Genomic DNA, 25,973 nt, shown 5'->3' on the forward strand with positions numbered 1-25,973 from the left:
GGCGGGCCGGCGCGCGCTTCTTCCTGTCGGTCGAGTTTTCGGAAATTGCCGCGGCGCGGACAATTGAAACAAACTGCCCCTACGGATTAGCCCGCCTAATTCGGCGCGCTCAGCGGAGCAGTTCTGCGGGCACCGCATAGCCGCGGCGCGCATAGATGAGCGGACGACCCTCGCCGGACAAACGCACGGCTTCGACCTCGCCGAACAGAACATGGTGCGTGCCGATCTGCCGGTGCAGGCTGACCCGGCAGTCGAAGGACACCAGCGCCGCGTCGAGAAGCGGCGCGCCGGTGACGCCGACGTGCCAGCGCGCGCATGCGAAGCGCGCTGCCCCGATGTCGCCCGTCCGGCCGGCAAAGACGTCGGAGACGCTGGACTGCCCTTCGCCGAGCACATTGACGGCGAAAACACCGTTGGCGAGGATCGGCGCGGCGCCGGCGCTCCCCGCATTGATGCAGATGAGCAGCGTCGGCTTCGGCGTATCCGCCGAGACTGCCGTCATCGCGGAAACTGTGAGTCCGGCTCGCCCGGCTTCCCCGTCGGTGGTGATGATGTTGACCGTCGCCGCGGCGCGGCTCATGCCTTCGAGAAATTCGGCGCGCAGGTCGGGCATCATTCAGCCTCCAGAAATTCGGTAAGAGCGCAGTTGAACGCATAAGGCTGCTCGAGATTGGCGAGATGCGCGGCATCGAGTTCGACCAGGGCCGCGCCGGGAATATGCCCGCCGAGAAACCGGGCGTGATCGAGCGGCGTCGCGGGATCGCGCGCACCCGCGATGACGAGGGTCGGCACGTCGATCAACGCAGCAGTCGCTCGCAAATCCATATCGCGGATTGCCGCGCAGCACCCGGCATAGCCTTGCGGATCGGTGCGCACGAGCATCGCGCGCGCATGGTCGACACGTGACGGATGCGCTGTACGAAATTCAGGGGTGAACCAGCGTTCGATGACGGCGTCGGCGAGCGCGGCGGCGCCATGCTCACTCACCGCCGCGATCCTTACCGCCCAGCCTGCGGGCGGCCCCATATAGGCGGAGGTGTTGGCGAGCACGAGGCGCAGCAACCTTTCGGGGGCGCGGTAACCCAGCCATTGCCCGACCATGCCGCCAAGCGAGACACCTACAAAATGGGCACGTTCGATGGCAAGATGATCGAGCAATGCGACGGCGTCGCGTCCAAGCCGATCGATCGAATAGCCCCCGGCGGGCGTCTGCGACTGCCCATGCCCGCGCGGGTCGTAGCGCAGGATTGAATAGCGGTCCGCAAGGGCGTCGATTTGCGGCTCGAACAGCGCCATCGTCGTACCGAGCGAGGGCGAAAGCAGCAGCGCCGGTCTGCCGTCGACGGGCCGGAAGTCGTATGCGATGCCGCAGCCGTCGTCGGTGTGCAGCAACCCGCTCATGCGGCGCGCTCGCGGATGGTCAATTTCTCGATCCGGCGTTCATAATGGTCGCCATGCACGATCCGCGCGACATAGATGCCGGGGGTGTGGATCATGTCGGGATCGAGGTCGCCCGGGGCCACCAGTTCCTCGACTTCGGCCACCGTCACCGTCGCCGCAGTCGCCATGGGCGGATTGAAATTGCGCGCTGTTTTGCGGAAGACCAGATTGCCGTGGGTGTCGCCCTTCCAGGCCCGGACGATCGCCAGATCGGCGCGGAGCCAGCGCTCGCGAACATAGCGCTTGCCCTCGAACTCCTCGACCGGCTTGCCCTCGGCTACGACGGTACCGACGCCGGTCGCGGTGTAGAAAGCGGGGATGCCGGCACCGCCGGCACGGATCCGTTCGGCGAGCGTGCCCTGCGGATTGAGCTCAAGCTCGAGCTTGCCTTCCAGATAGAGGCTTTCGAACAGCCTGTTGTCGCCAATGTAGGAGGAGACCATCTTGCGGATCTGCCCATTGGCGAGCAGAGTATAGAGGCCGAAACCCTCGGCGCCGCAATTGTTCGAGATCACCGTCAGATCGCGCACCCCGCTGTCCCGAAGCGCGGCGATCAGATTCTCCGGATTGCCGACAAGACCGAAACCACCCGACATGATCGTCATGCCGTCGAAGAGAATGCCGGAGAGCGCGCTCGCTGCATCGGGGCAGACTTTTCTCATGCCGAAGCTCGCGGCCGCGAAGAAAATGCTTCATCGTCGGCGCTCGCCGAGCGTTGGAGCACGAAGTCGAAATGCACCGCAGGCGACCCACCACTCCGGTCGGGAACGGGCAGTAGGCCTTCACGCGTACCGAAGGCGAAATCGTCGCGGGCGTGCGGATCGTCGCCGAAGTTGATCTGCGTCGTCAGTGTCCGGTAGCCCGGCGCCTCGATGAAGAAATGGACATGCGCCGGACGATTGCCATGCCGTCCGAGCGCAGTCATCAGCTGGTCCGCAGCGCCGCCCGGAGGCACGCTGTAGCCCTGCGGCATCTTCGAATGGAACGCATAGCGCCCATCGGCGCCAAGTCGGATTCGCCGGCGGTTGTTGAACGGGGACTGGGCCCCGGTCGGATCGAAGTGCGAATAGAAGCCTTTCGAGTTGGCGTGCCACACATGCAGGATCGCATTCTCCACCGGCTCGCCATCGGGCCCGGAGACGCGCCCGGACATGGTAAGTTCCTCGGTTTCATCGGGGTCGTCGGTGAGATTGACGTCGTTGGTGCGCGTGAGATCGCCATCGACAAGCGGAGCCCCGGCCACGTAAAGCGGCCCCTCGATCGTACGCGGCGTACCGCCGACGCGGCCGGCCGCCGCATCCTTCGCATCCATGTGAAGATCGAGGAAATGCTCGATACCGAGTCCCGGAACGATAAGGCCGAGCTCGCCGGCTCCGCGCCCCAAGAACTCGACTGCCCCCCAAAATTCGCTTTCGGAGATATCGTGGCGCTCGATGACTGACATCAGGGCCTCGAGCAGGTCGCGCACGATAGCATTGAGACGTGGCCCCGGGGCCTGTCCGGATATGCCGGCCGCGCGGTCGAGCAATTGCTGCACGGCCTGCGTGCGGACAATATCGGTCATTATCTTTCTCCCATTTCGGTGCTTATTCGGGGTCGATCGCCGAGGGGTGGCGACAGAGCGCGGTCACGCGCACATCCATGAAGGGGTAGAGCGGCAGGCTGATCATGATGTCGTGGAGCTCGCCCGCATCGGCGACATCGAAGACGCTGATGTTCGCGTACCGGCCGGCCACGCGCCACAAGTGGCGCCACTTGCCCTCACGCTGCAGCCCTTCCGCGCGGGCGCGCTCCTCGGCCTTCAGTCGCTCGAACATCACCTTGTCGACCTCGTGCGGGACCTTCACCGTCATTTCGACCTGGAAAAGCATGTCTGTCTCCTTCAATTTCGCTCGAAGCGCCGCAGGCGGGTGCGGTCGACACGGACGCCGAGACCGGGCCCGTCGGGCACGCGAAGCGAAAAGTCGCCGTAGACCAGCGGCTGCTCCATGATCTCCTCGGCGAGAAGCAATGGGCCGAACAGCTCGGTCCCCCATTCGAGCTCACCGAGCGCCGCGAAGAGATGCGCCGACGCCGCGGTCCCCACCGCGCTTTCGAGCATCGTGCCGCCATAAAGCGCCAGATGCGCCGCATCGCCGATCGTGCCGACCCTGGCGGCGGCGGCGAGCCCTCCTGACTGGGCGATCTTGATCGACAGGACGTCGGCCGCGCCGGCGACGGCGTAGCGCCATGCGCTTGCCGGGCCGGTAAGCGCCTCGTCAGCCATGATCGCGCAATCGAAGCGATCGCAGAGGATCCGCATTCCTTCGACATCGCTGCCCGGTATCGGCTGCTCGACGAGTTCGACTCCCGCCGCTTCAAGATGCGCGATGCCGCGGGCCGCCTGCGCGCGTGTCCAGTGCTGGTTGACATCGACCCGCACCGAAGCCCGCCCGGCAAACGCCTTGGCAATCGCGGCGACATGCGCGCAGTCGGCGGCGACGTCGCGCTTGCCGATCTTGAGCTTGAAGACCCGGTGCCGCGCTGCAGCGAGTGCGGCTTCGCCCTCCTCGATATCGCGGCCGGTATCGCCGCTCGCCAGCGTCCAGGCGACCGGCAGCACATCGCGTCGGCGACCGCCGAGAAGTTCGGAGAGCGCGAGCCCCCTGCGCTGCCCGAGCGCGTCGAGAAGCGCGGTCTCGATCGCGCATTTCGCGAAACGATTGCCGACGATCGCCTGGCCGAGGAGAGCCATAAGCTCGGCCGGCCGGTTGGCGTCGCGACCCAAGAGCAGCGGCACAAAATAGGTTTCGATTGCGAGCTTCGCTCCCTCGGGGCTCTCATCGCCATAGGCGAGCCCGCCGATCGTCGTCGCCTCGCCGACCCCGACACTTCCGTCGCTGCAGTGGATGAAGACCAGCACGATCGCCTGGGTCGTCATCGTGGCCATCGCGAGGACATGCTGCCGGATGGTCGGCACGTCGGCGATCACCACCTCGATTTTATCGATGCGCTCCATGGCCTTCCCTCCTTCAAGAGGAATAGCCCAGGCATGCCCCGCCCTCGCCGCGAGAAGTTTTCATGCGATATATTCGGCCCGCTAATCCGAGTGCCTCCGCACCAAAAATCAGCCCGCTCCCTTTCGGAAGCGGGCTGTAGGCGAGGAGAGCGTCCTTCTCCCGGGGAGAGATCAGAACTCGGTGGTCCACTTCACCGACCAGGTTCGCGGGTTGTAGCTGAGCTGCGGGCCCACGAAACTGAAGCCCTCGGTCGCCGTATAATATTCGCTCCCGAAGAGGTTATCGACGTTGATCGACAGCTTGTTGCTCCCCCAATCCTGGGTGACTCGAAGATTGAACAGGCTGACGGCATCGACAGCGGCGGGAAAGGTCTGTGTCGTTTGCTCGACCACCCCGAGCGACGTTTTGCCGCGGTAGCTCCAGTTGAGGCCGATCGCCGCATCGCCGCCCGCGAAGGGGAAACGCTGTTCGATATTGGCGGCGGCGGTCCAGCGCGGCGAATTGCCGATCCGGATGCCGTCGAGCGGCTGCAAAGAGCCGCCGATAAGCCCCTGCCCCTTGACGTATTTCGCATCGAGGTAACCGACAGAGCCCCCGATCGTGAGACCATCGGTCACGCGCGCCGTCGCCGAGAATTCGAAGCCCTTGGAACGCGCCTTGGGAAGATTGGTGACCGAGTCCACCTGCAATTGCCGCGAGCAGGTCGACAGGTCGATGTCCGACGTCACCACGATGATCGCGCCGTCCGATGCGCGAACGCAGAGCGTCTGGCGCGACGTGAACTGGAAGTCCTTCCAGTCCATGTAGAACAACGCACCCTGGAGCAGGAGCCGGCGGTTCGCGAGATAGGCATTGCCACCAAGCTCATAGTTCCACAGCTTCTCGCGGCCGAACGACGAGTTGCCGCCGATTCCGCTGTCGGGGTTGGCTTGCCCACCAGCGGGCTTGTAGCCCTTCGAGACGCTCGCATAGATCGACGCGTCGTCGCTCGGCTTCCAGTTGATCGCGACACGCGGCGAAAAGTCGTGCGCCGCGCCGGTCGCAAACCGCCCCGTCAGCTGTTCGTACCGACCGCCGGTGACAAAGCCGCCATAGACCGGAAGCTGGCCGCGGGCATTCATGAGTGCCTGCTCCGGAGTCAGCTGGCATGGGCCGTTGCCATCGGCGACCGTCGATGTATCGAGCGGATCGCCTACTGCCCGGCGTCCGCACGCCGCATAGACGTCGCTCCAGCGATTGGTACCACGGTCGTAGGAATAGCGGGCACCGACGATCAGCGAGAGCTGGTCGGTCACATGCCATTCGGCGTTCGCGAAAGCCGCCCAGCCTTTCAGGCTGTTAAAGATCCGGTTCTCGTTGGCCTTGTCGCCAGGCACCCACGGTCCGAGCACCTGCTCGATCAGGATCTGGTTCACCGCAGCGAACTTCTCCTTGTATGCGATACCCCCGATCGTCCAGTCGATGGCATTGTCCTCACCGACCGACGAAAGGCGCCCTTCGACGCTGTACGACTTGGTGGAGAAGGTCCCCAGACGATTGATCGCGTTGATCCCGGAGCGATCGAGGTCGAGGAACTGGTCCTGATCGGACTCGGCGTAGCCACCGACGAGGGTCAGCCCGACCTTGTCGCCGAATTCGTGATAGGCCTTGCCGATGACGAGCGTGGTTTCGTTGTTGGTGTGGTCGCGGGTGTCCTGATACAGTGAATCGCGGTTGTCGCGGATCGAAGCGACATTGAGCCCGCCGAGCTGCGGCCGCGTTCCGCCCGGCCCCGCTGCGACCCATTTGCGAAATTCGCCCTTGGCATCATAGCATCCGATCCCTCCCAAGAGCTCGGGGGTCGCGAGATTATAGGGAAGCCCGAAGGCACCCTGGTTGATACAGCTGCCGATCTTGGCCTGCATCCCCGAATTGTCGATCGTGTGGTTGACCTGCAGATCGACCGTCGTCGCATCGTCAGGCTGCCAACGCAGCTGCCCCCGGACGTTCAGATAATCGGCGTCGGTCCCGCCGCCGATCGGGTGCCGGTTGCGCAGCGGCCCCTTCGTCGTTTCGCCTTGAACCGACAGGCGTGCGAACAAGCCGTCCGCCACCTTACCGTTGATCACGCCGGCCAGACTGTACGTGCTGAACCGGCCGAATCCCGCGTCGATGCGGCCGTAGAATTCCTCGGTCGGCTTTTTCGTCCGGATGTTGATCGCGCCGCCCTCGGAATTGCGTCCGAAGAAGACGCCCTGCGGACCGCGGAGAATTTCGACCGATTCGATGTCATAAATGTTCGGATTCGCCTGCCCCGAGGCGAGCGTGCCCGCGGAGAACTCGTCGACATAGGTCGCGAAAGCGCTTTGCGTCAGCACCTTCTCGCCGCCTTTCAGATCGGCGATGCCGCGGATCGAGATGATGATTTCGCGCGCGCCGTTGCGCCCGCCTTGCTGGAAGGAGACGTTCGGCGTTTGCAGCAGATAGTCTTTTGCGTCGGTATAATTGCGGTCTTCTATCGTCTCGGACGAGAAAACCGTCGCGCTCACCGGCACGTCGAGGATGGTCTGCAATTTGCGCTGCGCCGTCACGACGATGTCGGTGTCGCGCGTGTCGTCGGCGGCAGGCGCCGAGCCGGTGGAGCTGTCCTGTGCCGCGGCCGCCGCAGGCAGCGCCATCGCAAGCAGCGACGCACCGATGACACCCTGAATTCGCATGGCGCGAGGCCGTCTCCCAAGTGCACTATTATCATATGTCATTTGCATGTCCTCCCAAAACCCGGCTGGAGCAATCGCGGTCTGGAGCAGTGCTCCGGCAAGGGGGCGGAGCAATGCCGTCCACATCGCCGCCGCCGCCTGTCCTGCGCCCCACCCGGTCCCATTTCCGGAGGCCAAGGAGTTATGGGATGCGCCGCGCGCGCCACAAACGAGATAAATTTGCGCAATGGATGAGCCCCGCTCATGCCGCCGCGCCGTAACGGCACCCCGCATTAGATCGCGTCATGCGCCGCCTTAGCAGCATTTGATTGTCGGCCCCGCCGGCCCGCCTAGTCTCGTTCGCCGGGGACGACCGGTGCGCAGCGAGCGACGAGCCGGCACCCTTTGAGGGAGGGTTTTCGGCCATGAGATCAGCGGTGCGTATCATGCTTGCGGGAATATCCGCGCTTGGGCTCGCGGCAGCGTCGCTGGCCCAGCCCCCTGCGCCGCAGCCCAAGCTGATGCGCTATCCCGACCTCGCCGGGAAGCGCATCGGGTTCGTGTATGCGGACGGACTCTGGACCGCCAACGACGATGGCACCGACGCTCGCCGGATCGAGGTCGCCGGTACCCAGCTCTCGCGCGTCCGCTTCTCGCCCGACGGCCGATGGATCGCTTATTCGGCGGCGGTCGAGGGCAATGTCGACGTCTATGTCGTCCCCGCGGACGGCAGCAGCGGCGCGCGCCGGCTGACGCATCATCCGGCCGCCGATCTTGTCGTCGACTGGCGACCCGACGGCGGCGCGGTTCTTTTCGCCTCGACGATGAGTAGCCCGCGCGCCACCTATGACCAGCTTCATCTGGTACCGGTCGAGGGTGGGCTGCCCGATCGTGTTGCGGTTCCCTATGGCGAGACCGCAACCTTCACGCCCGACGGCAAGGCGTTGCTCTTTACCTACAAGCGCGACTTCCAGGAAGAGGCCTGGAAGCGTTACTACGGCGGCCGGGCGCCCGATATCTGGCGCTTCGACATCGCAACGGGCGCGACCCGGCAGCTGACCGACCATCAGGCCTCTGACTCAATGCCGATGATCGTCGGCGGGGAGACCTATTTTCTCTCCGAGCGCGATGCGGCAGGTCGCTCGAACATCTGGCGGCTGGGCGCCACGCCCGCTGGCGATACGCCGGTCACCCGCTATCTCGATACCGACGTGCGCCGCCCGGCGACCGACGGACGCCGCATCATCTTCGAAGTCGGCGGCGATTTGGCGATCTTCAACCCCGCAAGCGGCGACACCCGAAAAATTGTACTCGCGATCGACGCCGCCCGCTATCGCCCGGCACCCCGGGACATGAAGGTCGGCGAGCGATTGACGAGCGCGGCCCTCGCGCCGGGCGGGGTAACGGTGGAGGCACGCGGCGACATCTTCCTCTACGACAGCCGAAAAAACAGCAGCACCAATCTCAGTGCCACATCGAACGCGGCCGAGCGCTTTCCACGTGCCAACACAAGCGGCGACATCGCCTTCGTCAGCGACGCCGATGGCGAATATGCGCTCTATGTCCGTCCTGCGAGAGGCGGTGAGGTGCGAAAGCTCGCCGACTTCGGCGCCGGCTTCCGCTACAACCCCTTCTGGTCACCCGACGGCGCGCGGATCGCGATCTTCGACCAAGAGCAGGTCCTCTGGGTCGTTGACGCGGCGACAGGGGTTAAGCGGCGGGTCGATCAGGGCAAATGGGGCTATCACCCCGATATGGTCGATGCGACCGTGTCCTGGTCGCCGGACAGTCGCTGGCTCGCCTATTCGCGCGGTCTCGATAACCGTAACAACGCGATCTTCGTCTATGACAGTTGCAGCGGCGAAACCCGACAGCTGACCTCTGGCGCGTTCGACGACGCCAGCCCGGTGTTCGATCCGGGCGGAAATTATCTCCTTGCCCTTTCGCATCGCCGCTTTGATCCGACCTTTGGCGATCTCGCCTTCGATGCCACCTGGACTTACACGAACGGAACGGTGGTCAGCGTCATTCCGCTGCGTGCCGGCGTGGCTGCCCCGGGCAGCGATGGCTGGACGATGCCCGTCGCCGCGCGCGATGTCGAAATCGACTTCGCCGACGCCGAACGAAGGCTCCGCATCCTCGGCGCCAAACCCGGCTTGCTTGCGAACCTTCGCACGATCGACGGCGGCTATGTCCTGATCCGTCCCGGCGAGGGTGACACCCCGAACCGTCTCGAGGCCTATGCCTATGACAAGCCGGAGCCGACGCTCCTGCAGTCGGAGAAAGGTCTCACTCTCGTCGATGCCTGCGGTAATCGGCTGCTTACACGAAGCGACGGGCAGCTGTTCGAAGTTGGCAGACGGAAGGCGAAGGCTGCGAAGCTCGACATGGCGCGGTTCACGGCGCGGGTCGATCCCATGGCCGAGGCGCAGCAGATGTTCAACGACGCCTGGCGCTACGGCCGGGATTTCTACTACGATCCGGGCATCCACGGGATCGACTGGACCGCCGAACGCGCCCGCTTCGCGCCGCTTGTCCCCTATGTCACCAACGACGACGACCTGACTTTCATCGTCCGCGAGATGATGGGCGAACTTAACGGCGGCCATGTCTATGCGTCAGCGACCGCCCCGCGGCCGCGGGGGGATGCGACGAGCGTCGGACTCCTCGGCATCGATTTCGAGGCCGTGAACTCCGGCTACCGGATCAAGCGCATCTATCGGTCGGGGTCGCGGGAATTCGATATCCGCTCGCCGCTCTCGGACCCTGCGCTCGGCGTCAGCGAAGGCGATTTCATCCTGTCGGTCAACGGCCAGGCGCTCGCATCGTCGGCCGACCCCTGGAAGCCGTTCGCCGGACTTGCGAACAAGGTCATCGAACTCGAGGTCGCCCCGGCGTCGGGCGAAGGACCTGTGCGCAAGATCCGGGTCAAGGCGCTGGGGAGCGAACGCAAGCTGCGCGAACTTGACTGGGTCGAAGAGAACCGCCGCAAGGTGGACGCGGCGTCTGCTGGCCGCATCGGCTACATCTATGTCCCCAACACCGGCACTGAAGGTCAGAACGAGCTGATGATCCAGTACCGGTCGCAGGTCGACAAGGATGCGCTGATCATCGATGAGCGTTTCAACACCGGCGGCGCGCTGGGCGACCGCATGGTCGAACTGCTCGATCGCCCGCCCCTCGTCTATTTCCGCGCCCGCAATTCCGGCGATTATCCACTGCCCGAATTGGCGCACCGTGGTCCCAAAGCGATGCTCACCAACGGCTGGAGCTATTCGGGTGGCGACGGCTTCCCGCTGCTGTTCAAGACCGCAAAGGTTGGACCGCTGATCGGGACGAGGACCTGGGGCGGCCTCATCGGCCCGGGCCTCAGCCTCCCTCTCATCAACGGGGGGTTCATCTCGCCAGCGCCGCAGCGCGTCTACACGACGTCAGGGACGTGGGCGGAGGGCAACGAGGGCGTTCATCCGGATATAGAGATCGACAACGATCCGGGCGTTCTCGCGCGCGGCGTGGATCAACAGCTCGACGCGGCGATCAAGCTGCTGCGCGAACGCATCGCCGATCTGAAGCCCGTCGAAGTCCCTGCATTCCAAGGCAAGGGTAGCTGGAACCCAGCGTCGAGGAAGGAGAAATGACGATGAAGAGACTATCGCTGCTGCTCGCGGCATGCGCCGCTGTGTGCTGCCCGGCCTTGGCCCATCCGGGCGAATTCGGACTGCCAGAGCCCGACGCAAATTCACATGCCCCGGTGCGAGACAAGGTGGTGCTGGTCCAGGCCGGCTGGCTTCTGGCCGTCCCGGGAGCCGCGCCCGCGCGCGAGCGCACGATCGTCGTTCGCAATGATCGGATCGAGCGCATCGACACCGGCTATACGCGTCCCGAGACGATCACGAACGCGGATGTCAGCGTCCTCGATCTGCGCAACCGTTATGTTCTGCCAGGCCTCATGGATATGCACGTTCATCTCTCGATGAACTCGGGCGGCGAGACCGCGTTCCGGATTCGCGGCGTGTCGGACGAGATCGAGGGGGCCACCGCGGCTCAGCGGAACGACGTTACCCAGCTGATCGATTCCGAGCTCAACGCACGAAAGACGTTGATGGCGGGCTATACGACCGTCCGCAACGTCGGGAGCGAAGGCTGGCACATCGTCGCGCTGCGCGAGGCGATCGCAGCCGGGAAGCTCGAAGGGCCGCGTATCCTGACTTCGGTTGCGACGCTTTATCCTGGATCAGACGATGGGTCGGGTGCCTGTTCGGGGGTGGAGAGCTGCCGCCGCGCGACGAGGCGGCAGATCGACATGGGCGCCGACCTCATCAAGATCTACGCCAGCTGCAGCGGCAGCCGGCCATGCGGCCGACAGGATGCGCCTCCGACCTTTCTTCCCGACGAACTGAAAGCGATCGTCGATACCGCCCATTCGCGCCAGCTGCGCGTCGCGGCGCATGCGCACGGCGAAGCGGCGATCCGCGCGGCACTGGATGCGGGGGTCAATTCGATCGAGCACGGGTCGTTCACACCGCCCGATGCTATCCCCCTCTTCAAGAAGACCGGCGCCTTTCTCGTTCCGACGTTGTCGGTCCAGGACAATATTCGCAAGGATATCGTCACCGCCAAGGGATCGATGCTGGCGGTGATGCAGAACTTTCTCGCCAAGCACGGCCCGCGCATGATGGCGGCATATCGCGCGGGCGTGCCCATCGCGGCGGGAAGCGACGCCGGGATCGGCGTGCACGGCAATAACGCGCGCGAACTCGAACTCTATGTGAAGGAAGGCATGCCGGCGGCCGACGCGATCAAGGCAGCAACCGTCAATGGCGCACGTTTGATCGGACGCGATGCCGAACTCGGAACGATCGAGCCGGGAAAGATTGCCGATATCATCGCGGTCGGCGCCGACCCGCTCGCCGATATCACCGCGCTGCAGCATGTCACCTTCGTTATGAAGGACGGACATGTCTTTCGCGACGACCCCGCGCCCGCGGAAAGCCCGGCGAAATGATGCATGCGCCGGCGCACCGCGCAATCTTCCTCACGGGTCCTTTCCCCGGCAACGGGATGCGGGTTGCGGTGAAGGATTGCTTCGACGTTGCCGGCGAAGTCACTGCTTCGGGGAGCCGCGCGCTAGCGTGGCGGGAGCCGGCGCCCGCCGACGCGGAAGCTGTGGCGCGGCTGCGCGCCGGTGGGTGCACGATCTCCGGCCGCGTGACGATGCACGAACTCGCCTACGGGGTGACCGGGATCAACGGCTGGACGGGCACTCCGATCAACCCCTTTTATCCTTCGCTCGTTCCGGGTGGTTCATCGAGTGGCTGCGCGGCGGCCGTCGCCGCCGGGCTCGTCGATGTCGCGATCGGAACCGATACCGGCGGCTCGGTCCGGGTTCCGGCCGCCTGTTGCGGTATCGTCGGCTTCAAGCCGAGCTTCGGACGGGTCAGCCGACGGGGCGTCGAGCCTGCGGAAAGCAGCCTCGATTGCGTCGGGCCGCTTGCGCGCACCGTGCCAGCCATCGAGCAGGCCATGGCCATGCTATGCGAATGGACCGGCCGAGCGACGCCGCTCGCCGCACGAATTGGTTTCATTTCCGGTGGGCCCGCCGATCCCGTGATTCAGGCAGCGCTTGCCGGGGCCGCTTTCCGCGCGACGATCGAGACTGTCACGCTGGCGCGCCTTGGCGACGCGCAGGCAGCGGGACTGGCAATTATCGGGCGCGAGACGGCGCGTGCGCACGCCGCATTGCTTGGTAGCGGCTTGCTGGGCGCCGACGTGGAGGCTCGCCTGCGAGCCGCCAGTCAAATCGACGATTGCGACATCGCCGAGGCCGAGAATGTCCGGTCGCTGTTCTGCGCCGAAGTCGATCACCTGCTGGAAACATTCGATGCGATCGTCCTGCCGACCCTCGCGGGTATGCCGGTTCGGCTGCACGACGCCGACAATGCGGCGGCCGCCATCGCCATGACGGCCCATTGCCGCCCCTTCAACCTGTCGGGCCATCCGGCGATCGCGCTGCCGGTCGGCGAAGTGGACGGCGTTCCGGTGTCGCTCCAGCTCGTCGGCCGCCCGGGTGGCGACGAGGCGCTTTGCGCACTCGCGCGTGCCATTCCGCTGTTCAGCAAAGGAGAATCCGCATGACGACGGCGTCCCCGTCAATGGGGCTCGCGAGCCCTGCCCTCACCCCGCTTCTAGCCGACATCCGAAGCCGGCGCGCCGAATTGCACGCGCTCGGCCATATCCCGCAGGATATCGTCGCGCAGTTTCAGGCGATCGGCCTTTATCGTGCCTTCGTCCCCGAGCAGTTTGGCGGTGGGGGCATGACACCATCGGAGTTTCTGCGGCTGATAGAGAAGATTTCGGCGGCTGACGGCTCGGCGGGCTGGGTCGCGAGCTTCGGCTTCGCGAGCAAATATCTCTCCTCGCTTCCCGCATCGACGCTTGCCGACCTTTATCGCGACACGCCCGACGTCGTTTTCGCGGGCGCGGTCTTTCCGCCGCAAGTCGCGACGCCCGAGGGCAAGGGCTACCGCGTCAGCGGCCGCTGGGGCTTCGGGTCGGGCAGCATGGGCGCGTCGCTGATCGGGGTGGGCATCCGCGTCGAAGGCGAAAGTGGCGGCCTGCCCCGTATGGCGGTGATACCTCGCGAACAGGTCGGGATCGAGGAGAATTGGGACACGATCGGTATGTTCGCGACCGGAAGCCACGACCTCGTCGTCGACGATGTGCTGGTTCCCGAGGAATGGACGCTGATCCGTGGTGCACCGCCATCAATCGACACCGCAGCCTATCGCTATCCGACGATGGCGATGGCGGCACAGGTTCTGGCGATCGTTGGCGCGGGGGTCGCACGCGAGGCGATCGACGAGGTCGTGAAGCTTGCCACGCGAAAGAATTCGATCACCGGCGCGCCGTCGATGGCGGACCGCCCTGCATTTCAGACCGCGCTCGCGCAGATGGAAGCGAAGCTCCGCTCGGCGCGCGCCTGGTTCTACGAAGAGACCGACGCGATGTGGGATCGCGTATCGACCGGGAGCGAGGTCACGCCTGTCGATGTCGCCGCGCTGCGGATCGCTTCGACCCATGTCGCCAAGACCGGGGCCGATGTTGCGAGGCGCGCGTTCGAGATGTCCGGAACGACAGGCATCTTCAACAGCCACCCGCTTTCGCGGCTCCTCATGGACGCGCTCGTTGTCGCGCAGCATGCCTTCATGAACGACGGGACCTGGCAACCGGGCGGCGCGGTGTTGCTCGGGAAGACGCCGCCCCCGGGATATCCCTGACCCCAATCATGAGGAACAACATGAACGACACCCCCAAGAAAATTCGTGCCCTCTTCTGCGGCGCGGTGCTGCAAAATTTCTTCGACCTTCCCGGCAAGGATATTCCGACGGTGCTCAAGGCGACCGGCGGCCTGCTGCGAGCCGTCCGCGAAATGCCGGGCGTCGATGTCCTCGGCACCTTCGACGACGATGAGACGATGGTCGGCACCTCCCCTAACGGCTGGCCGTGGACCTTCTACATCCTCGCCGATGTTCCCGATCGCGATACCGCCGTCGCGATCTGCGGCCTCTTCCGCACAATCGAGGTCGGCGAACATCGCCTGTGGAAATATATGCGCGTCGAAGCCCGCCTCGGCCGCGAACTGGTCATGCCCGAATGAGCGACGCCGCGATCCTCGCGCGGCTCGACACGCTGGAGGCCGAAGGGGCCATCCGGCGTGTCGTCGCGCGCTACTTCCAGATTTGCGATCATCTCGGCCCCGACACGCCGTTCGAGGAATTGGGCGAGTTATTCACCCGCGATGCGCGGTGGCAGGGCAGCGGCCGCTATCAGGCGGCGTTCGGCGGCTATGAAGGCCGCGATGCAATCGTGGCGATGATCCGCAGCTATTGCCTGCCGCAGCCCCATTTCGCGATGACCGCGCATTTCTTTTCGGCCGAAAGCATCGCCGTGACCGGCGACAGCGCGGTCGGCGACTGGATGATGCTCCAGACCTCGACCTATGCCGCCGGGAACGCCGACCTGCGCAGCGCCGCGCTGACCCTGCGCTTTGCGCATGAAAACGGCCAGTGGCGGATCGCCGACTTTCGCACCGCGAATATTTTCTCGCGCCGCGTCGATCATTGGAACGACGCGGCCGACATCCCCGTGCCCGAACAGGCCAGCAGTGGAGACAGCAAGTGACTGCAAATGATTTCGACGCCTTGGTCCTTCCCGACCGCGTCCACACCTCGCTCTATCGCGATCCCGCGATCTTCGAGGAGGAGATGGACCGCATCTTCAACCGCACCTGGGTCTGGGTCGCGCACGACAGCGACATTCCTAAACCGGGCGATTTCATCACCACCCATGTCGGGCGCCAGCCGGTCATCGTGAATCGCACCAAGGCGGGCGAGGTCAATGTCATGGTCAACCGCTGCCGGCATCGCGGCGCAACGGTGTGCGAAGCGCGCAAGGGCAATGCCGCGGGCTTCGTCTGTCCCTATCACGCCTGGACCTACGCGCAGGACGGCAGGTTGCGCGGCATACCGCTGCCCAAGGGGTACAAGGATTTCGACAAGGCCGATTACGGCCTGATCCAGCTGCGCGTCGAAGAATATAATGGCCTGATCTTTGCAACCTTCAACGAAGAGATAGAACCGCTCGACAGCTTCCTCGGCGGTGCCAAGCCGTGGATCGACCTGTTCATGAAACAGGGCGGCGGCTTCCCGATCAAGACGATGGGCGAGCATCGCTTCACTTTCCCGGGCAACTGGAAAATCCAGCTCGAGAATACAACCGACGCCTATCATTTCCCGGTCGTTCACAAGAGCTTCCTGACGTCGCTCGACGGCGATACCGAGGACCTCTTCTCGTTCATGGATGCCGGCGGCTATGTAGAGGATCTCGGCAACGGCCATAGCGTCATGGTCATGATCCCCGAACTCGTCGATCTGGAGAATGATCTCGACGCAGACATCCCCGACCGCTTTGCCGCGATCGCCGCAGAGCTGCGCAAGGATTATAGCGAGATCGAAGTCCGCCGGATCGTCCGCGCGGTTGGCGGGTCGGGATTCAACCTCAACCTCTTTCCCAATCTCGCCTGCTCGATGGCATTCTTCCGGGTCCTGCGCCCGCTCGCCGTCGACGAGACCGAAATTCGCCACATTGCGATCGGCATGGACGGCGGTCCCGACGTTGCCAACCGCGCGCGCCTGCGCCTGCACGAGCATTTTCAGGGCCCGATGGGCTTTGGCACCCCCGACGATGCCGAGGCGTGGGAACGGGTGCAGCGCGGCTCCGCCGGATCAGCCGATCCGTCGTGGATCATGGTCAACCGGGGCGAGGACAAGACCGCGACCAACGCCGGCGACGTCACGGCCGAAACCGGGATGCGCGCCGCCTATCAAATGTGGAAAAGGATGATGTCGGCATGACCCGAACAATCGATGCGATCGCGCTGGACGACGCGGTGAACTTCATATCGATGGAGGCCGATTGCCTCGACCATCGCGACTATGCCGCCTGGCTGTCGCTATGGGCCGATGACGGCATTTACGCCATTCCGATCGACCCAGCCGCCGCCGATCTCGCCGACCGGCTCAACTATGCCTATGACGACGCAGCCATGCGCCGGATGCGCGTTGCGCGCCTCACCAGCGGCGAATCCATGTCGGCGCGCGATGCGGCGAATACGTTACGCAGCGTCTCGCGCTTCCGTCTCCTCGACGCCGACGGCGACGGGGTGACGCGCATCCGCTGCGCCCAGAATCTGGTCGCATATCGGCGCGGCACGCATCGCACCTATGCCGCTAACGTCACCTATGCGCTGCGCCGGGAAGGCAGTGAGATCCGGCTGACTGAAAAGACCGTCCGCCTGCTCAATTCGACCGACGCGCTCGCCGGCATGAGCTTCCTGCTGTGACACGTCCCGCCTGGCACAATGTCGCGATCGTGACCGGCGCGGCCGGGGGACTGGGCCGGGTCATATCGAACCGGCTGGCCGCTGACGGCTTCCGCGTGTTGGTGACCGACATCGACGGTGAAGCGGCGGCCCGCGCGGCGGAGGGTTTGCCCGGCGACGTTGCCTCGTTCGCGATCGACGTCCGCGCCCCCTCAGCCTTCGAGGCGGCCTTTGCCGCGGCGTCGGCCCGGTGGGGCGGCGTCGGCATCCTCGTCAACAATGCCGCACTGACCCGCACGACACCGCTGTTCGACATTTCGCCCGAGGAATTCGACGCAGTCACTGCGGCGGCGCTGAAGGGCAGCTTCATCGGCTGTCAGGTCGCCGGGCGCTATATGCGCGCGCAGCGCTACGGCCGGATCATTAACATCGCTTCGCTCGCCGGACAAAATGGCGGGTCAGCGACCGGCGCCCATTATGCCGCGGCCAAGGGCGGGATTTTGACGCTGACCAAGGTGTTCGCTCGCGAGCTCGCCGCCGACGGAGTAACGGTCAACGCCATTTCTCCCGGTCCGCTCGATCTCGACTCGGTACGCGAACTGCTGCCGCCCGAGAAACTCGCGGCCGTGGTTGGCACGATCCCGGCCGGGACACTCGGCGACCCCGACTATGTTGCACGCCTTGTGTCGCTCATCGCCGCTCCTGAGGCCGTTTCGGCAATCGGCGCGACATTCGACATCAACGGCGGGCTATATCTGCGATAAGGACCGAAAGACTCATGCCCTGGACCCGTGACGAAATGGCGGCCCTCGCCGCGCGCGAGTTGCGCGACGGCTATTATGTCAATCTTGGCATTGGCATCCCGACGCTGGTGGCCAATCATATCCCCGAAGACGTGCAGGTCACGCTGCAATCCGAAAACGGCATGCTCGGGATCGGCCCCTTTCCGTTTGCGGACGAAGTCGATGCCGACTTGGTCAACGCTGGCAAGCAGACTGTGAGCGAACTTGCGTACAGCAGCTATTTCGACAGTAGCGATAGCTTCGCGATGATCCGCGGCGGCCATATCGACGTTGCGATCCTCGGGGCGATGGAAGTGGCCGAAAACGGCGATATCGCGAACTGGACGGTCCCCGGCAAAATGGTCAAGGGAATCGGCGGCGCGATGGACCTGGTGGCGGGGGTGCGACGGATCATCGCCGTGATGGATCATTGTTCGCGCGATGGCCGCCCGAAATTCGTCGAGCGCTGTACATTGCCGCTCACCGGCGAGGGCGTCGTCGACCTGCTCATCACCGACCGGGCAATCTTCGAACGCACCGCGCCGGGCGCGGGGTTTCGCCTGGTCGAGCTGGCACCGGGCGTCGAACGGGACGAACTGGTCGCGATGACCTCGGCCCGCTTCGCCACATATATCGATGACCCGATCCGCCCAGATTGATTGCGCTTTAAGCCGACCGTCGGCCACCGAAATTCGGCTTGAGGACCTTGGCGCCGCCGCGAAGCCGGTCGAGTTCGTCCGACCAGAATTGCATCATCGTCACACGCTCGTCCCAATACTCGCCGCGCGTGTAAGCACGCCGCACACCGTCATTCTCCATATGTGCCAGTTGTCGCTCGATGGCGTCGGGATTGAACCTCCCGCTCTCGTTCAGCAGCGTCGCCGCCATCGCACGGAAGCCGTGGGCGGTCATTTCCTCCTGCCCGAAGCCGAGCGCACGAAGGGCCGCATTCACCGTGTTCTCAGACATCGGTCGGCGGTCTGTGCGGAACGAGGGGAAGCAATACCGCCCGGTCCCGGTCAACTCCCATAGCTCTTCGAGCAGGCCGGCAACCTGCCTTGAAAGTGGCACCCGGTGGGCACGCCGCATCTTCATCTTCTCCGCAGGGATGTTCCAGACGGATCGGTCGAAGTCGAACTCGCTCCATTCGGCCTGGCGCAACTCGCCGGGGCGAACGAACAGGTGCGCCGATAGCCGCAGCCCGAAGAGGGTGATCGCGTGGCCGGTATAGCCTTCGATGGCGCGCATCAACTCACCGGCGCGGTTGGCGGTCGTAATCGCCGCAAGGTGTTTGGGCTTGGGCACGGTGAGAGCGCCCCGCAGGTCGCTCGTGGGATCACGCTCGGCCCGCGTCGTGGCGACGGCATAGCGGAACACCCGTCCGACGACGCTGCGCATCCTGCGCGCGCTTTCATAGCGGCCGGTCGCCTCGACCGACCTTAGGACGACGAGCACTTCGTGAGCGGTGATCTTGGCGATCGGACGGGCGCCGATTTTCGGATATGCCTTGTCGAGCAGCCAGCGGATCTTGCTCAGCGTGATCTCGGCCATGCCTTCGCGCTCGTTCTTGGCGATCCATTCTAAGGCGACCGATTTGAAGCTGTTATCCTCTTCGATACGGGCTTTCGCCAAATCGACTTTCCGCTGATGCGCAGGGTCAGTGCCTAAGGCCAGCAAGCGTCTTGCTTCATCGCGCTTCGCTCTTGCATCCGCGAGGCCGAGGGCCGGCCACTGTCCAAGCGACTGGGTCTTCTGCTTGCCGAGCCAGCTGTAGTTCAGGCGCCAGAGCTTCGAGCCGTTCGGCTTGATGAAGAGGTACAAACCGGCACCGTCGAACAACTTGTAGGGACGCTCGCGGGGTTTCGCGTTCGCGATGGTCGTGGCAAAGAGCTTGCTCATAGGGGTATCGCCTTTTCGAAGAGGCGAAAGCGATACCTATCAGGGTGCCCGATTTGTTCCCGATTGGTGCCGTATCCGCCCGGATTTGACCGGACGGCTATAGCACAAAAAATGGCTGAAATCTCCCGTTTTTCGGACGGTCTCGGACGTCCACGGAAGAACAAATGGTGCCCAGAAGAGGCGTCAATAGTAACAAGTAACAATTTGATATTGTTTTTTAAAGGGAATTTGGTTTTTGTTCGTGGCACAAATGGTGGCACTGAATTATTTTTATTGAGTGGTTCGTTTCCCGAATCTAACTCAACTCATATTGTCTCAATACATTCCTTTCCGCTTCACGGCAAGCCAAATTCCAATTTTGACTTAACTCGCCGTGAGTCGAACGGGTGTCTTCCTGTGCGTCAATTGCCCATAGGCTGAACCCTGACGCTGCACCTGACCGACTGCCTGGTCGCGTTCGCGTTCTTTACACAGCCAGTGATGGCTTCCCGGTTCTCGTGCTCAATCCTGGACGCCTGCACAATCGCATTCCACATCGCTGGATCATCGGCGCGCATCAACCGGATACCGGCAGCCCAAGGTGTCTCCTCGCCCACCATCCTTGCTGCCATACGCTCTGGCAAATGCCAGCTATCAGGCATGATGCGGGCTATGGTGCCGGGAAGGAAGGACCATAGCAGGATGCCAGCCATCACGCCGCCGCCTGCCGTCTGAAACAACTTCCGGCGTTGCTCCGCACTGGTGCGGGCGTGCGATGTGACACCCCGCATGTCCTGCGCCGCTTGCCGTAGCTCGTTGTGCGCGTCGTTGATCCGGCCTTGATCGTCGCGCCTCGCCGCCTGCGCTGCGGCTTCAATCCGCCTGCCAAAGCCGTCGGGCGTTACCTGCATCGCCGGATGCTCGGCGATGTCGCCAATGCTGCCAGCGATTGCGCCGAGCCGCTTGGTCATCTCCGTCAAGGTCGGGCCGTAGTCAGGAATTACGATATCGGCGCGCTCAGCGGCAAGATGCTGGACCGCCCGGCGCATGAGCGCCATTTCGCCCTCAAGCCGCGCAAACGCCTCGGCGGCCTGGTCGATCTCGACCTTGGCAGGTTCAGGCTCGGGTTCGATCTCCATGTCCAGTGTCACTTCTTCGGTTTCGGCATTTTCCACTTCACTTCTCCTACAGGCTCATTCCAATCGAGCGGGTCCGCTCGAACGACACGGAGGCGGCAAGCTCGCGAGACAGATCGCGTGCGATATCCTTGTCGATTCCGAGTTCTCGCGTGCGGTTGCGCAGCAGTGATTCCACCTGAGGATCGCGCTCAAGACCCTTCGCCATATCGGCCATCCGGCCGGACATGTGCTTGGCGCTGTCCGTGTCGCCGCCCTGCTGCATGGTCGTGCGGGCCTGCCCCAGCCGCTGCCAGTCGCTGACGAAGCGGTCGGCGCGCTTCACAGGGTCGATGCGGATTTCCGCTTCAAGCTGCATGGCGCGCATCGCGCCCTGGCTGCGACCATCGGCGGCCTCGCGGGTAAGCGAGGGCTGGCGCTGCAAGGCACTGGAAAGATCGACTGAGCCATGGGGCCGGATTGCATCGAGCGCCTTTCCGGCCTTCTCCAGCGCCTCGCGCTGGTGGGGTAGGGTGGGCAAGCCCTGTTCGCGCATCTGCCCGACGTCAGCGGCTGCCCGCGCGTAGCGTTCGACCGCCCTGCGCTGATCGGACTGTCCGGCCTGTTCGGGCGGCAGTGCTTCGAGCTTGTGGGTCTGGGGACGGAAGCCCGCAAAGATCGACTTCGCCCGCTCCGGCAACTGCCGGGCAATCTCGACAATGCGCTCGCGGAACGTGATCCCGCGCCGCTCGGCGAACTGCTGCTGAGGCTTGTAGTCGCTCGCCATGTCCTTGCCGCGCTCGCGGCTGAGCGTGCGGACAAGCTTTGACTGATCGGCGAAATCGTCGCGGCCATAGTGTAGGTCCACGCCGTCGCGGTGGCGCGACAACGCGACATAGGCCCCGTGGCTGTCCGTGCCGGGCGTGGCGAGCACATGCGCCCAGTCCACCGTCATACCCTGCGCCTTGTGGATCGTGGCGGCGTAGCCGTGATCGATGTGCGCATAATCCTTGGTATCGAAGGCGACGCTGCGACCATCGTCGGTGCGCACGGCCATGCGCTGCGGTGCCACCTGCTCGACGGTGCCAAGCGTGCCGTTCTTCACACCAAGCCCGCGCTCGTTGCGCAGGAACATGATGCGGTCGCCGGAAGCAAAGGCACGTTCACCGCGCTCGGCTTTCACCGACAAATCGCTGCCCAGCTCACCCGCGTTTCGCATCCGCCCGCGCGCAGCTTCATTCAGCTCGCGCACTTCATCGTTGGTGTGGGTGAGAATGATCCGTGTATCGTCGGGACTGGCCTGCCGGTCGCGATCCCAGCGATCGATCAACGCTTCGCGCGCTGCCTCGCGCGTCCCGGCAGTGTGCACCATGCCGCGCTCGTCATAGGCGTGAATGGCCTGCCCGGTGCGCCCGGTGGCGAGGTGCCGCGTGGCGTCCTGCTGCCAGCCGTCATGCTGGCGGCGGACCTCGCTGATTTCGACGCCGCCATGCCGTTCATGGATCGCGCGGAAGGCGGCTCCAGCTTCGATGGCCTGGAGCTGTTGGGGATCGCCGACCAGCACCACTTTCGCGCCTGCATCGGCGGCATGAGACAGCACACGTTCCATCTGGCGCGTGCCGACCATGCCCGCTTCGTCGATCACCAGCACATCGCGCGAAGTCAGATGCTCGCGGCCCTGGCCCCACTGATGCTCAAGGCTGGCAATGGTGCGCGAGGCGATGCCCGAACCGTGCTCCAGCCCCTCTGCCGCGATGCCGGACAACGCCGCGCCGCGCACGGTGTAGCCCGCGCTTTCCCAGGCCTCCCGCGCCACGCCCAGCATGGCGCTCTTGCCCGTCCCGGCATAGCCGACCACAACACTCAGACCGCGCCCATCGGTCACATGCCCGAATGCAGTGCGCTGCTCCCCGGACAGCGCCAGCCCGCGCCCTTCCGCGCGCCCCAGCGCTCCTTCCCGGTCCTGCTGATCGACGCCGTGCCGTTCACGCTCCGCCATCAATTCGCTGGCGCGTTGCAACCGCTGTTCGGTCTCGATCATCTGGCGCGATGTGAACCGGTCTTCGCCGCGACCGTCCTTGCCCAGTGCGATCAGGTCGGACGAACCGCGCACCGCGCACATTGCAGAATCGAACTGCTCTTTTCCGTCGCTGTGCCGATGCACGAACATGGCAAGGTCGCGGCCCGTGAAGGTGGCTTGCTGGTGCGTGATCGCGTCAAGCGCGACAGCGGGATTGGCGATAATCCGCATCCCGTTGCGCTGCGCGACAGCGCGGTGTTCCTCGATCCGCTCGGCCTCAAGCCCGCGCACGCCCATGCGCGATGCGGCGGGGCCGATCTTGTCCTGCGGTTCGAGCGCAATGCCCTGCGCCTCCAGGCTGCGGTGATCGACGCGCGCGTCGATATCGAGTTCGGCCATCCGCTCATTGACATGTTCGGCCCAGCGCTCGCGCCACTGCTCGACCAGCTCGGACTTGTTCCAGTCGCGCACCTTCGCGCCGAACCCGTCTTTGCTGACTTCGCGCATGGTCAGCATGACATGGGCGTGGGGCTTGGGCTGGCCGTCTGCGCCAATATCCCAATGGACATTGAGGTCGGCGATCATGCCTTTTGCAACAAACTCGGTCTCGACAAACTCGCGGGCCAGCTCGATGCCCTGCTCCTGGCTCAGCTCTCTGGGAATCGCGAACTCGACCTCGCGGGCAAGCTGCGCGTCCTTGCGCTTCTCCGCCGCCTCGACCGCGTTCCAGAGCTTTTCGCGGTCGGCAAACTCGGGCGGCGCGCCCTCGGGCAACATCACTTCGGAATGGACGACCCCCTCCTTGTTGGTGAAGTCATGGTCGCGGTCGAGCCGTTCGTCATGCAGCCGCTCGGCCCCGCGATAGGCCGCTGCCGCCACGGCGCTGCGCCCGCTCGACCGGCTGATGACTTTAACGGAGAGATGGAAGATCGCCATGACGGCAATCCATCTACGCCATGAGCGCCACGTCGGCACGACGTATAAGCGCGCCCTCCCATGATAAAATCCTGCTCGGGACTATCCGGTATCAGACTGTCTCGACGACTCTACAGCATTGGAAGCGGGTCGATATTATCATGGGCGCATCAACTCTCAATGGAGACTTTCGATGCGCAAACCCCGTGACTTCGATTCGGAACTGAAGGCGCTCGCCGACAAGGCGAGGCAACTGAAAGAACGCCGCGTGCAACAGCTTGGCGAACTGGTCATCGCTACCGGGGCCGATGCGACCGATGCGGAAACGCTGGCCGGTGCGCTGCTCGTCATTGCGGAAAGCAGCGATGCCCAAAAGAAGGAGGCGTGGCGCAAGCGTGGCGCAGCCTTCTTTCAGAACAAGGCGCGCAAGCGTGGCGACGGAACTCAGGGCCAGCCGGATGGCACTCTCCCGCTTGATGGCGGCGCGGCATCGGCTTGAGGCACGAAAGGCGCGAACTGACATGCGCGAATGGCAGGTCAAAAGGCGCGAACGCACGCGGCAACTGATCGAACTGGGCGGCCTGGTCGTGAAGGCTGGGCTGGTGGAACTCGCCGATGATGATCGCGCGACGCTTTACGGCGCGTTCCTTACTGTCGCTGGCAAGCTGCGTGGCGAGGATCGCGATCAGGCGCTCATGCTGTGGAAGCGCAAGGGGAAAAGAGCGTTTGAGGCTGAGCAATGATAGAAAATCACTGCCACATACATCGGCCCGCTGCCTATCGTTTGCTGGCCGATTTCTGGCGTCGCGCATCAATCATCACGATCTCAGAGGCCCGCTCGCCACGAGCCTCAGCATCCGCTTTCATTTTTTCGATCGTACGGAGCTTTCTACCCATGCCACCAATATCCATGACGACGAAGATGCCAGCTTTGGTCGTCGCCGCCTTTTTGTAGGCTTCGAGCTGGGTCTTGTAGCCATGCACAACGGAGCCTTTGGAGAGCTTTAGCTCTACGAGAACACGTCCGCTGAAGCCGGTCGAGAATTTGAAATCGACCGGCCCGCCACCCGAGTTGGTCTCTGGTGAGATGTCGACGTCGTTAACCGCACACATGACGTTCGCTACGGCGAAAAAGAGTAGCTGGCTTGCTCGTTCGTGCCGGGGAGTAGTGCCGTTCCACAGCAGCTCCCACATATTGTTGTCCTCGACCATTGCCTGGAACCGCGCGATGATTTCGTTCACAGTCTGCTCAAGTGCATTCCCGTCGTTCGTCGCTGGCTTCTTCAGCATTCCTACAAACGGCGTCGGGTCTTCGCTCAAGACGCGTCGGAACTGGTAATAGCCGTCAAGGTCTGCCTTTTCGTCGTAGCTTTCCGACGCAACGGCGACCGCATCGATAAGTTTGCGCAGCAGAGTTCGCGATGAGAATACAACGCGGCGCAGGGCCGCCTTTTTCTGTGATACGCTTGCCTTGGCGATGTTTCCGAACATCTGATTTACGGCATCTCGGATTTCCCGCACCTCCATGACAACCCGGCTCACGTCGGACCAGTCGGCTGCAAGAGGCAAATCACGCAAGATATCTCGTGGAACGAGGAGCACCGGCGCGCCTGCATGATAGGGATTCACTGGGAGCTTGCGATCCGAGTATTTGGGACCAAACTGTTGGACCGAAACGCCGTTGGCGACGCAGAATTCTTCGGTGATCTGGCTGAGTGCCGGCAACAGAAAGTTAGTTGTCATGTCGCTGAGCGTGTCGGGACCAACGCCCTCTTCGAACAAGCCCATGAGGGGGATCATGTTTGGGTTTTTCTCTCCGAGAGTAATGATCTCCTTGGCGGTGCGCAGAATGCCATTGCGGAGCTTGGGCGGGCGTGAACTGCCGCTCGTACCTGCTGCGCCATAGCCAAGGCTGGTCTCAGGACGCTCATCAAGATTAAGCGCTCGATATGCGCCCTTCCATGCGACATCCCCCTCGGCAGCTGAGATATCGAGAAGGCCGATCACATTCTCAAAGCTCGCTTCGACGGCTTTGCGCCCCTCCTTTTTGATCACGGCGTTCTGGCTTTTCCACAAGAGTAGTGGATCAATGAATAGCTTGGTGTCGCTGTTCAGAATCGGGTCTAGTAGCTTTGCCGAGTTCAGCGCATTCGCCGACAACCCGAAGCGGGTGGAAAACAGAACAGGATGTACCAGACTTTTGCGCGCTGCCACGACGAACTCCGCTCTTGTTTTCGTGCTTGGAGATCATGCTGAGGAGATTAATAGA

24 protein-coding genes are annotated in these 25,973 nt (G+C 63.9%); 13 read left to right on the plus strand and 11 right to left on the minus strand.

Going from position 1 to position 25,973, the window contains the following annotated elements; all coding sequences use genetic code 11:
- Window positions 1-109: 109 nt before the first annotated feature.
- The 7 genes from MU856_RS10830 to MU856_RS10860 form a co-directional block, all read right to left on the minus strand.
- Complete coding sequence (locus MU856_RS10830) at window positions 110-616, minus strand: flavin reductase family protein (RefSeq protein WP_263587557.1); 507 nt, start codon at window positions 614-616, stop codon at window positions 110-112.
- Complete coding sequence (pcaD, locus tag MU856_RS10835) at window positions 613-1,401, minus strand: 3-oxoadipate enol-lactonase (protein WP_263587558.1); 789 nt, start codon at window positions 1,399-1,401, stop codon at window positions 613-615. Before pcaD ends, MU856_RS10830 begins: the two co-directional genes overlap by 4 nt.
- A complete protein-coding gene (locus MU856_RS10840; RefSeq protein ID WP_263587559.1) occupies window positions 1,398-2,102 on the minus strand; it encodes a CoA transferase subunit A in 705 nt (234 codons plus the stop codon). The genes pcaD and MU856_RS10840 overlap by 4 nt, the downstream gene beginning before the upstream one ends.
- Entirely contained in the window at window positions 2,099-3,007 is a 909-nt protein-coding gene (locus tag MU856_RS10845) for a dioxygenase (protein ID WP_412072830.1), read from the minus strand. The genes MU856_RS10840 and MU856_RS10845 overlap by 4 nt, the downstream gene beginning before the upstream one ends.
- Window positions 3,008-3,026: 19 nt before the next feature.
- Window positions 3,027-3,311 carry a muconolactone Delta-isomerase gene (gene catC / locus MU856_RS10850; protein ID WP_263587561.1) on the minus strand — a complete coding sequence of 95 codons (285 nt, stop codon included), beginning with the start codon at window positions 3,309-3,311 and terminating at the stop codon, window positions 3,027-3,029.
- An 11-nt stretch (window positions 3,312-3,322) separates the two neighbouring features.
- A complete protein-coding gene (locus MU856_RS10855; RefSeq protein WP_263587562.1) occupies window positions 3,323-4,438 on the minus strand; it encodes a muconate/chloromuconate family cycloisomerase in 1,116 nt (371 codons plus the stop codon).
- Window positions 4,439-4,609: 171 nt separating this feature from the next.
- The gene (locus MU856_RS10860) at window positions 4,610-7,135 is read right to left on the minus strand and encodes a TonB-dependent receptor (RefSeq protein ID WP_263587563.1); all 2,526 of its coding nucleotides are present in this window, start codon (window positions 7,133-7,135) and stop codon (window positions 4,610-4,612) included.
- A 404-nt stretch (window positions 7,136-7,539) separates the two neighbouring features.
- Between MU856_RS10860 and MU856_RS10865 the strand changes: the two genes are divergently transcribed.
- The 10 genes from MU856_RS10865 to MU856_RS10910 are packed head-to-tail and all read left to right on the plus strand — an operon-like array spanning window position 7,540 to window position 18,435.
- Window positions 7,540-10,752, plus strand: coding sequence for a S41 family peptidase (locus tag MU856_RS10865; RefSeq protein WP_263587564.1), 3,213 nt, complete (start codon window positions 7,540-7,542; stop codon window positions 10,750-10,752).
- Window positions 10,753-10,754: 2 nt separating this feature from the next.
- Window positions 10,755-12,119, plus strand: a complete 1,365-nt coding sequence (locus tag MU856_RS10870) for an amidohydrolase family protein (protein WP_263587565.1) — start codon at window positions 10,755-10,757, stop codon at window positions 12,117-12,119.
- The gene (locus MU856_RS10875; RefSeq protein ID WP_263587566.1) at window positions 12,116-13,249 is read left to right on the plus strand and encodes an amidase; all 1,134 of its coding nucleotides are present in this window, start codon (window positions 12,116-12,118) and stop codon (window positions 13,247-13,249) included. Before MU856_RS10870 ends, MU856_RS10875 begins: the two co-directional genes overlap by 4 nt.
- Window positions 13,246-14,391 carry an acyl-CoA dehydrogenase family protein gene (locus MU856_RS10880; RefSeq protein WP_263587567.1) on the plus strand — a complete coding sequence of 382 codons (1,146 nt, stop codon included), beginning with the start codon at window positions 13,246-13,248 and terminating at the stop codon, window positions 14,389-14,391. The genes MU856_RS10875 and MU856_RS10880 overlap by 4 nt, the downstream gene beginning before the upstream one ends.
- 20 nt (window positions 14,392-14,411) lie before the next feature.
- The gene (locus MU856_RS10885) at window positions 14,412-14,771 is read left to right on the plus strand and encodes a hypothetical protein (protein ID WP_263587568.1); all 360 of its coding nucleotides are present in this window, start codon (window positions 14,412-14,414) and stop codon (window positions 14,769-14,771) included.
- The gene (locus MU856_RS10890; protein ID WP_263587569.1) at window positions 14,768-15,295 is read left to right on the plus strand and encodes a nuclear transport factor 2 family protein; all 528 of its coding nucleotides are present in this window, start codon (window positions 14,768-14,770) and stop codon (window positions 15,293-15,295) included. Before MU856_RS10885 ends, MU856_RS10890 begins: the two co-directional genes overlap by 4 nt.
- Window positions 15,292-16,527, plus strand: a complete 1,236-nt coding sequence (locus MU856_RS10895; protein ID WP_263587570.1) for an aromatic ring-hydroxylating oxygenase subunit alpha — start codon at window positions 15,292-15,294, stop codon at window positions 16,525-16,527. Before MU856_RS10890 ends, MU856_RS10895 begins: the two co-directional genes overlap by 4 nt.
- Entirely contained in the window at window positions 16,524-17,015 is a 492-nt protein-coding gene (locus tag MU856_RS10900; protein WP_263587571.1) for an aromatic-ring-hydroxylating dioxygenase subunit beta, read from the plus strand. The genes MU856_RS10895 and MU856_RS10900 overlap by 4 nt, the downstream gene beginning before the upstream one ends.
- Complete coding sequence (locus MU856_RS10905; RefSeq protein WP_263587572.1) at window positions 17,012-17,758, plus strand: SDR family oxidoreductase; 747 nt, start codon at window positions 17,012-17,014, stop codon at window positions 17,756-17,758. The genes MU856_RS10900 and MU856_RS10905 overlap by 4 nt, the downstream gene beginning before the upstream one ends.
- A 14-nt stretch (window positions 17,759-17,772) precedes the next feature.
- A complete protein-coding gene (locus tag MU856_RS10910) occupies window positions 17,773-18,435 on the plus strand; it encodes a 3-oxoacid CoA-transferase subunit B (RefSeq protein WP_263587573.1) in 663 nt (220 codons plus the stop codon).
- Between the two features lie 7 nt (window positions 18,436-18,442).
- Here MU856_RS10910 and MU856_RS10915 read toward each other — a convergent pair whose 3' ends face one another.
- Window positions 18,443-19,675, minus strand: coding sequence for a tyrosine-type recombinase/integrase (locus MU856_RS10915; RefSeq protein WP_263587574.1), 1,233 nt, complete (start codon window positions 19,673-19,675; stop codon window positions 18,443-18,445).
- A gap of 111 nt (window positions 19,676-19,786) precedes the next feature.
- Here MU856_RS10915 and MU856_RS10920 point away from each other — a divergent pair, with 111 nt between their 5' ends.
- Window positions 19,787-20,095: a hypothetical protein gene (locus MU856_RS10920; protein ID WP_263587575.1), complete on the plus strand. Its 309-nt coding sequence runs from the start codon at window positions 19,787-19,789 to the stop codon at window positions 20,093-20,095.
- Here MU856_RS10920 and MU856_RS10925 read toward each other — a convergent pair.
- Together MU856_RS10925 and traA are read right to left on the minus strand one after the other, a co-directional pair.
- Complete coding sequence (locus MU856_RS10925) at window positions 20,077-20,829, minus strand: DUF6118 family protein (RefSeq protein WP_263587576.1); 753 nt, start codon at window positions 20,827-20,829, stop codon at window positions 20,077-20,079. The genes MU856_RS10920 and MU856_RS10925 overlap by 19 nt on opposite strands.
- A gap of 10 nt (window positions 20,830-20,839) precedes the next feature.
- The gene (traA, locus tag MU856_RS10930) at window positions 20,840-23,725 is read right to left on the minus strand and encodes a Ti-type conjugative transfer relaxase TraA (RefSeq protein WP_263587577.1); all 2,886 of its coding nucleotides are present in this window, start codon (window positions 23,723-23,725) and stop codon (window positions 20,840-20,842) included.
- A 172-nt stretch (window positions 23,726-23,897) separates the two neighbouring features.
- On the opposite strand from traA, the gene MU856_RS10935 reads away from it, so the two are divergent.
- The gene (locus tag MU856_RS10935; RefSeq protein WP_263587578.1) at window positions 23,898-24,203 is read left to right on the plus strand and encodes a conjugal transfer protein TraD; all 306 of its coding nucleotides are present in this window, start codon (window positions 23,898-23,900) and stop codon (window positions 24,201-24,203) included.
- Window positions 24,204-24,225: 22 nt separating this feature from the next.
- The gene (locus MU856_RS10940; RefSeq protein WP_263587579.1) at window positions 24,226-24,447 is read left to right on the plus strand and encodes a conjugal transfer protein TraD; all 222 of its coding nucleotides are present in this window, start codon (window positions 24,226-24,228) and stop codon (window positions 24,445-24,447) included.
- A gap of 34 nt (window positions 24,448-24,481) precedes the next feature.
- Here MU856_RS10940 and MU856_RS10945 read toward each other — a convergent pair whose 3' ends face one another.
- Window positions 24,482-25,918: a hypothetical protein gene (locus tag MU856_RS10945; protein WP_263587580.1), complete on the minus strand. Its 1,437-nt coding sequence runs from the start codon at window positions 25,916-25,918 to the stop codon at window positions 24,482-24,484.
- Window positions 25,919-25,973: the final 55 nt, after the last annotated feature.

This window comes from Sphingopyxis sp. GC21 (genome assembly GCF_025727575.1).
In the GTDB taxonomy this organism is placed as follows: domain Bacteria; phylum Pseudomonadota; class Alphaproteobacteria; order Sphingomonadales; family Sphingomonadaceae; genus Sphingopyxis; species Sphingopyxis terrae_A.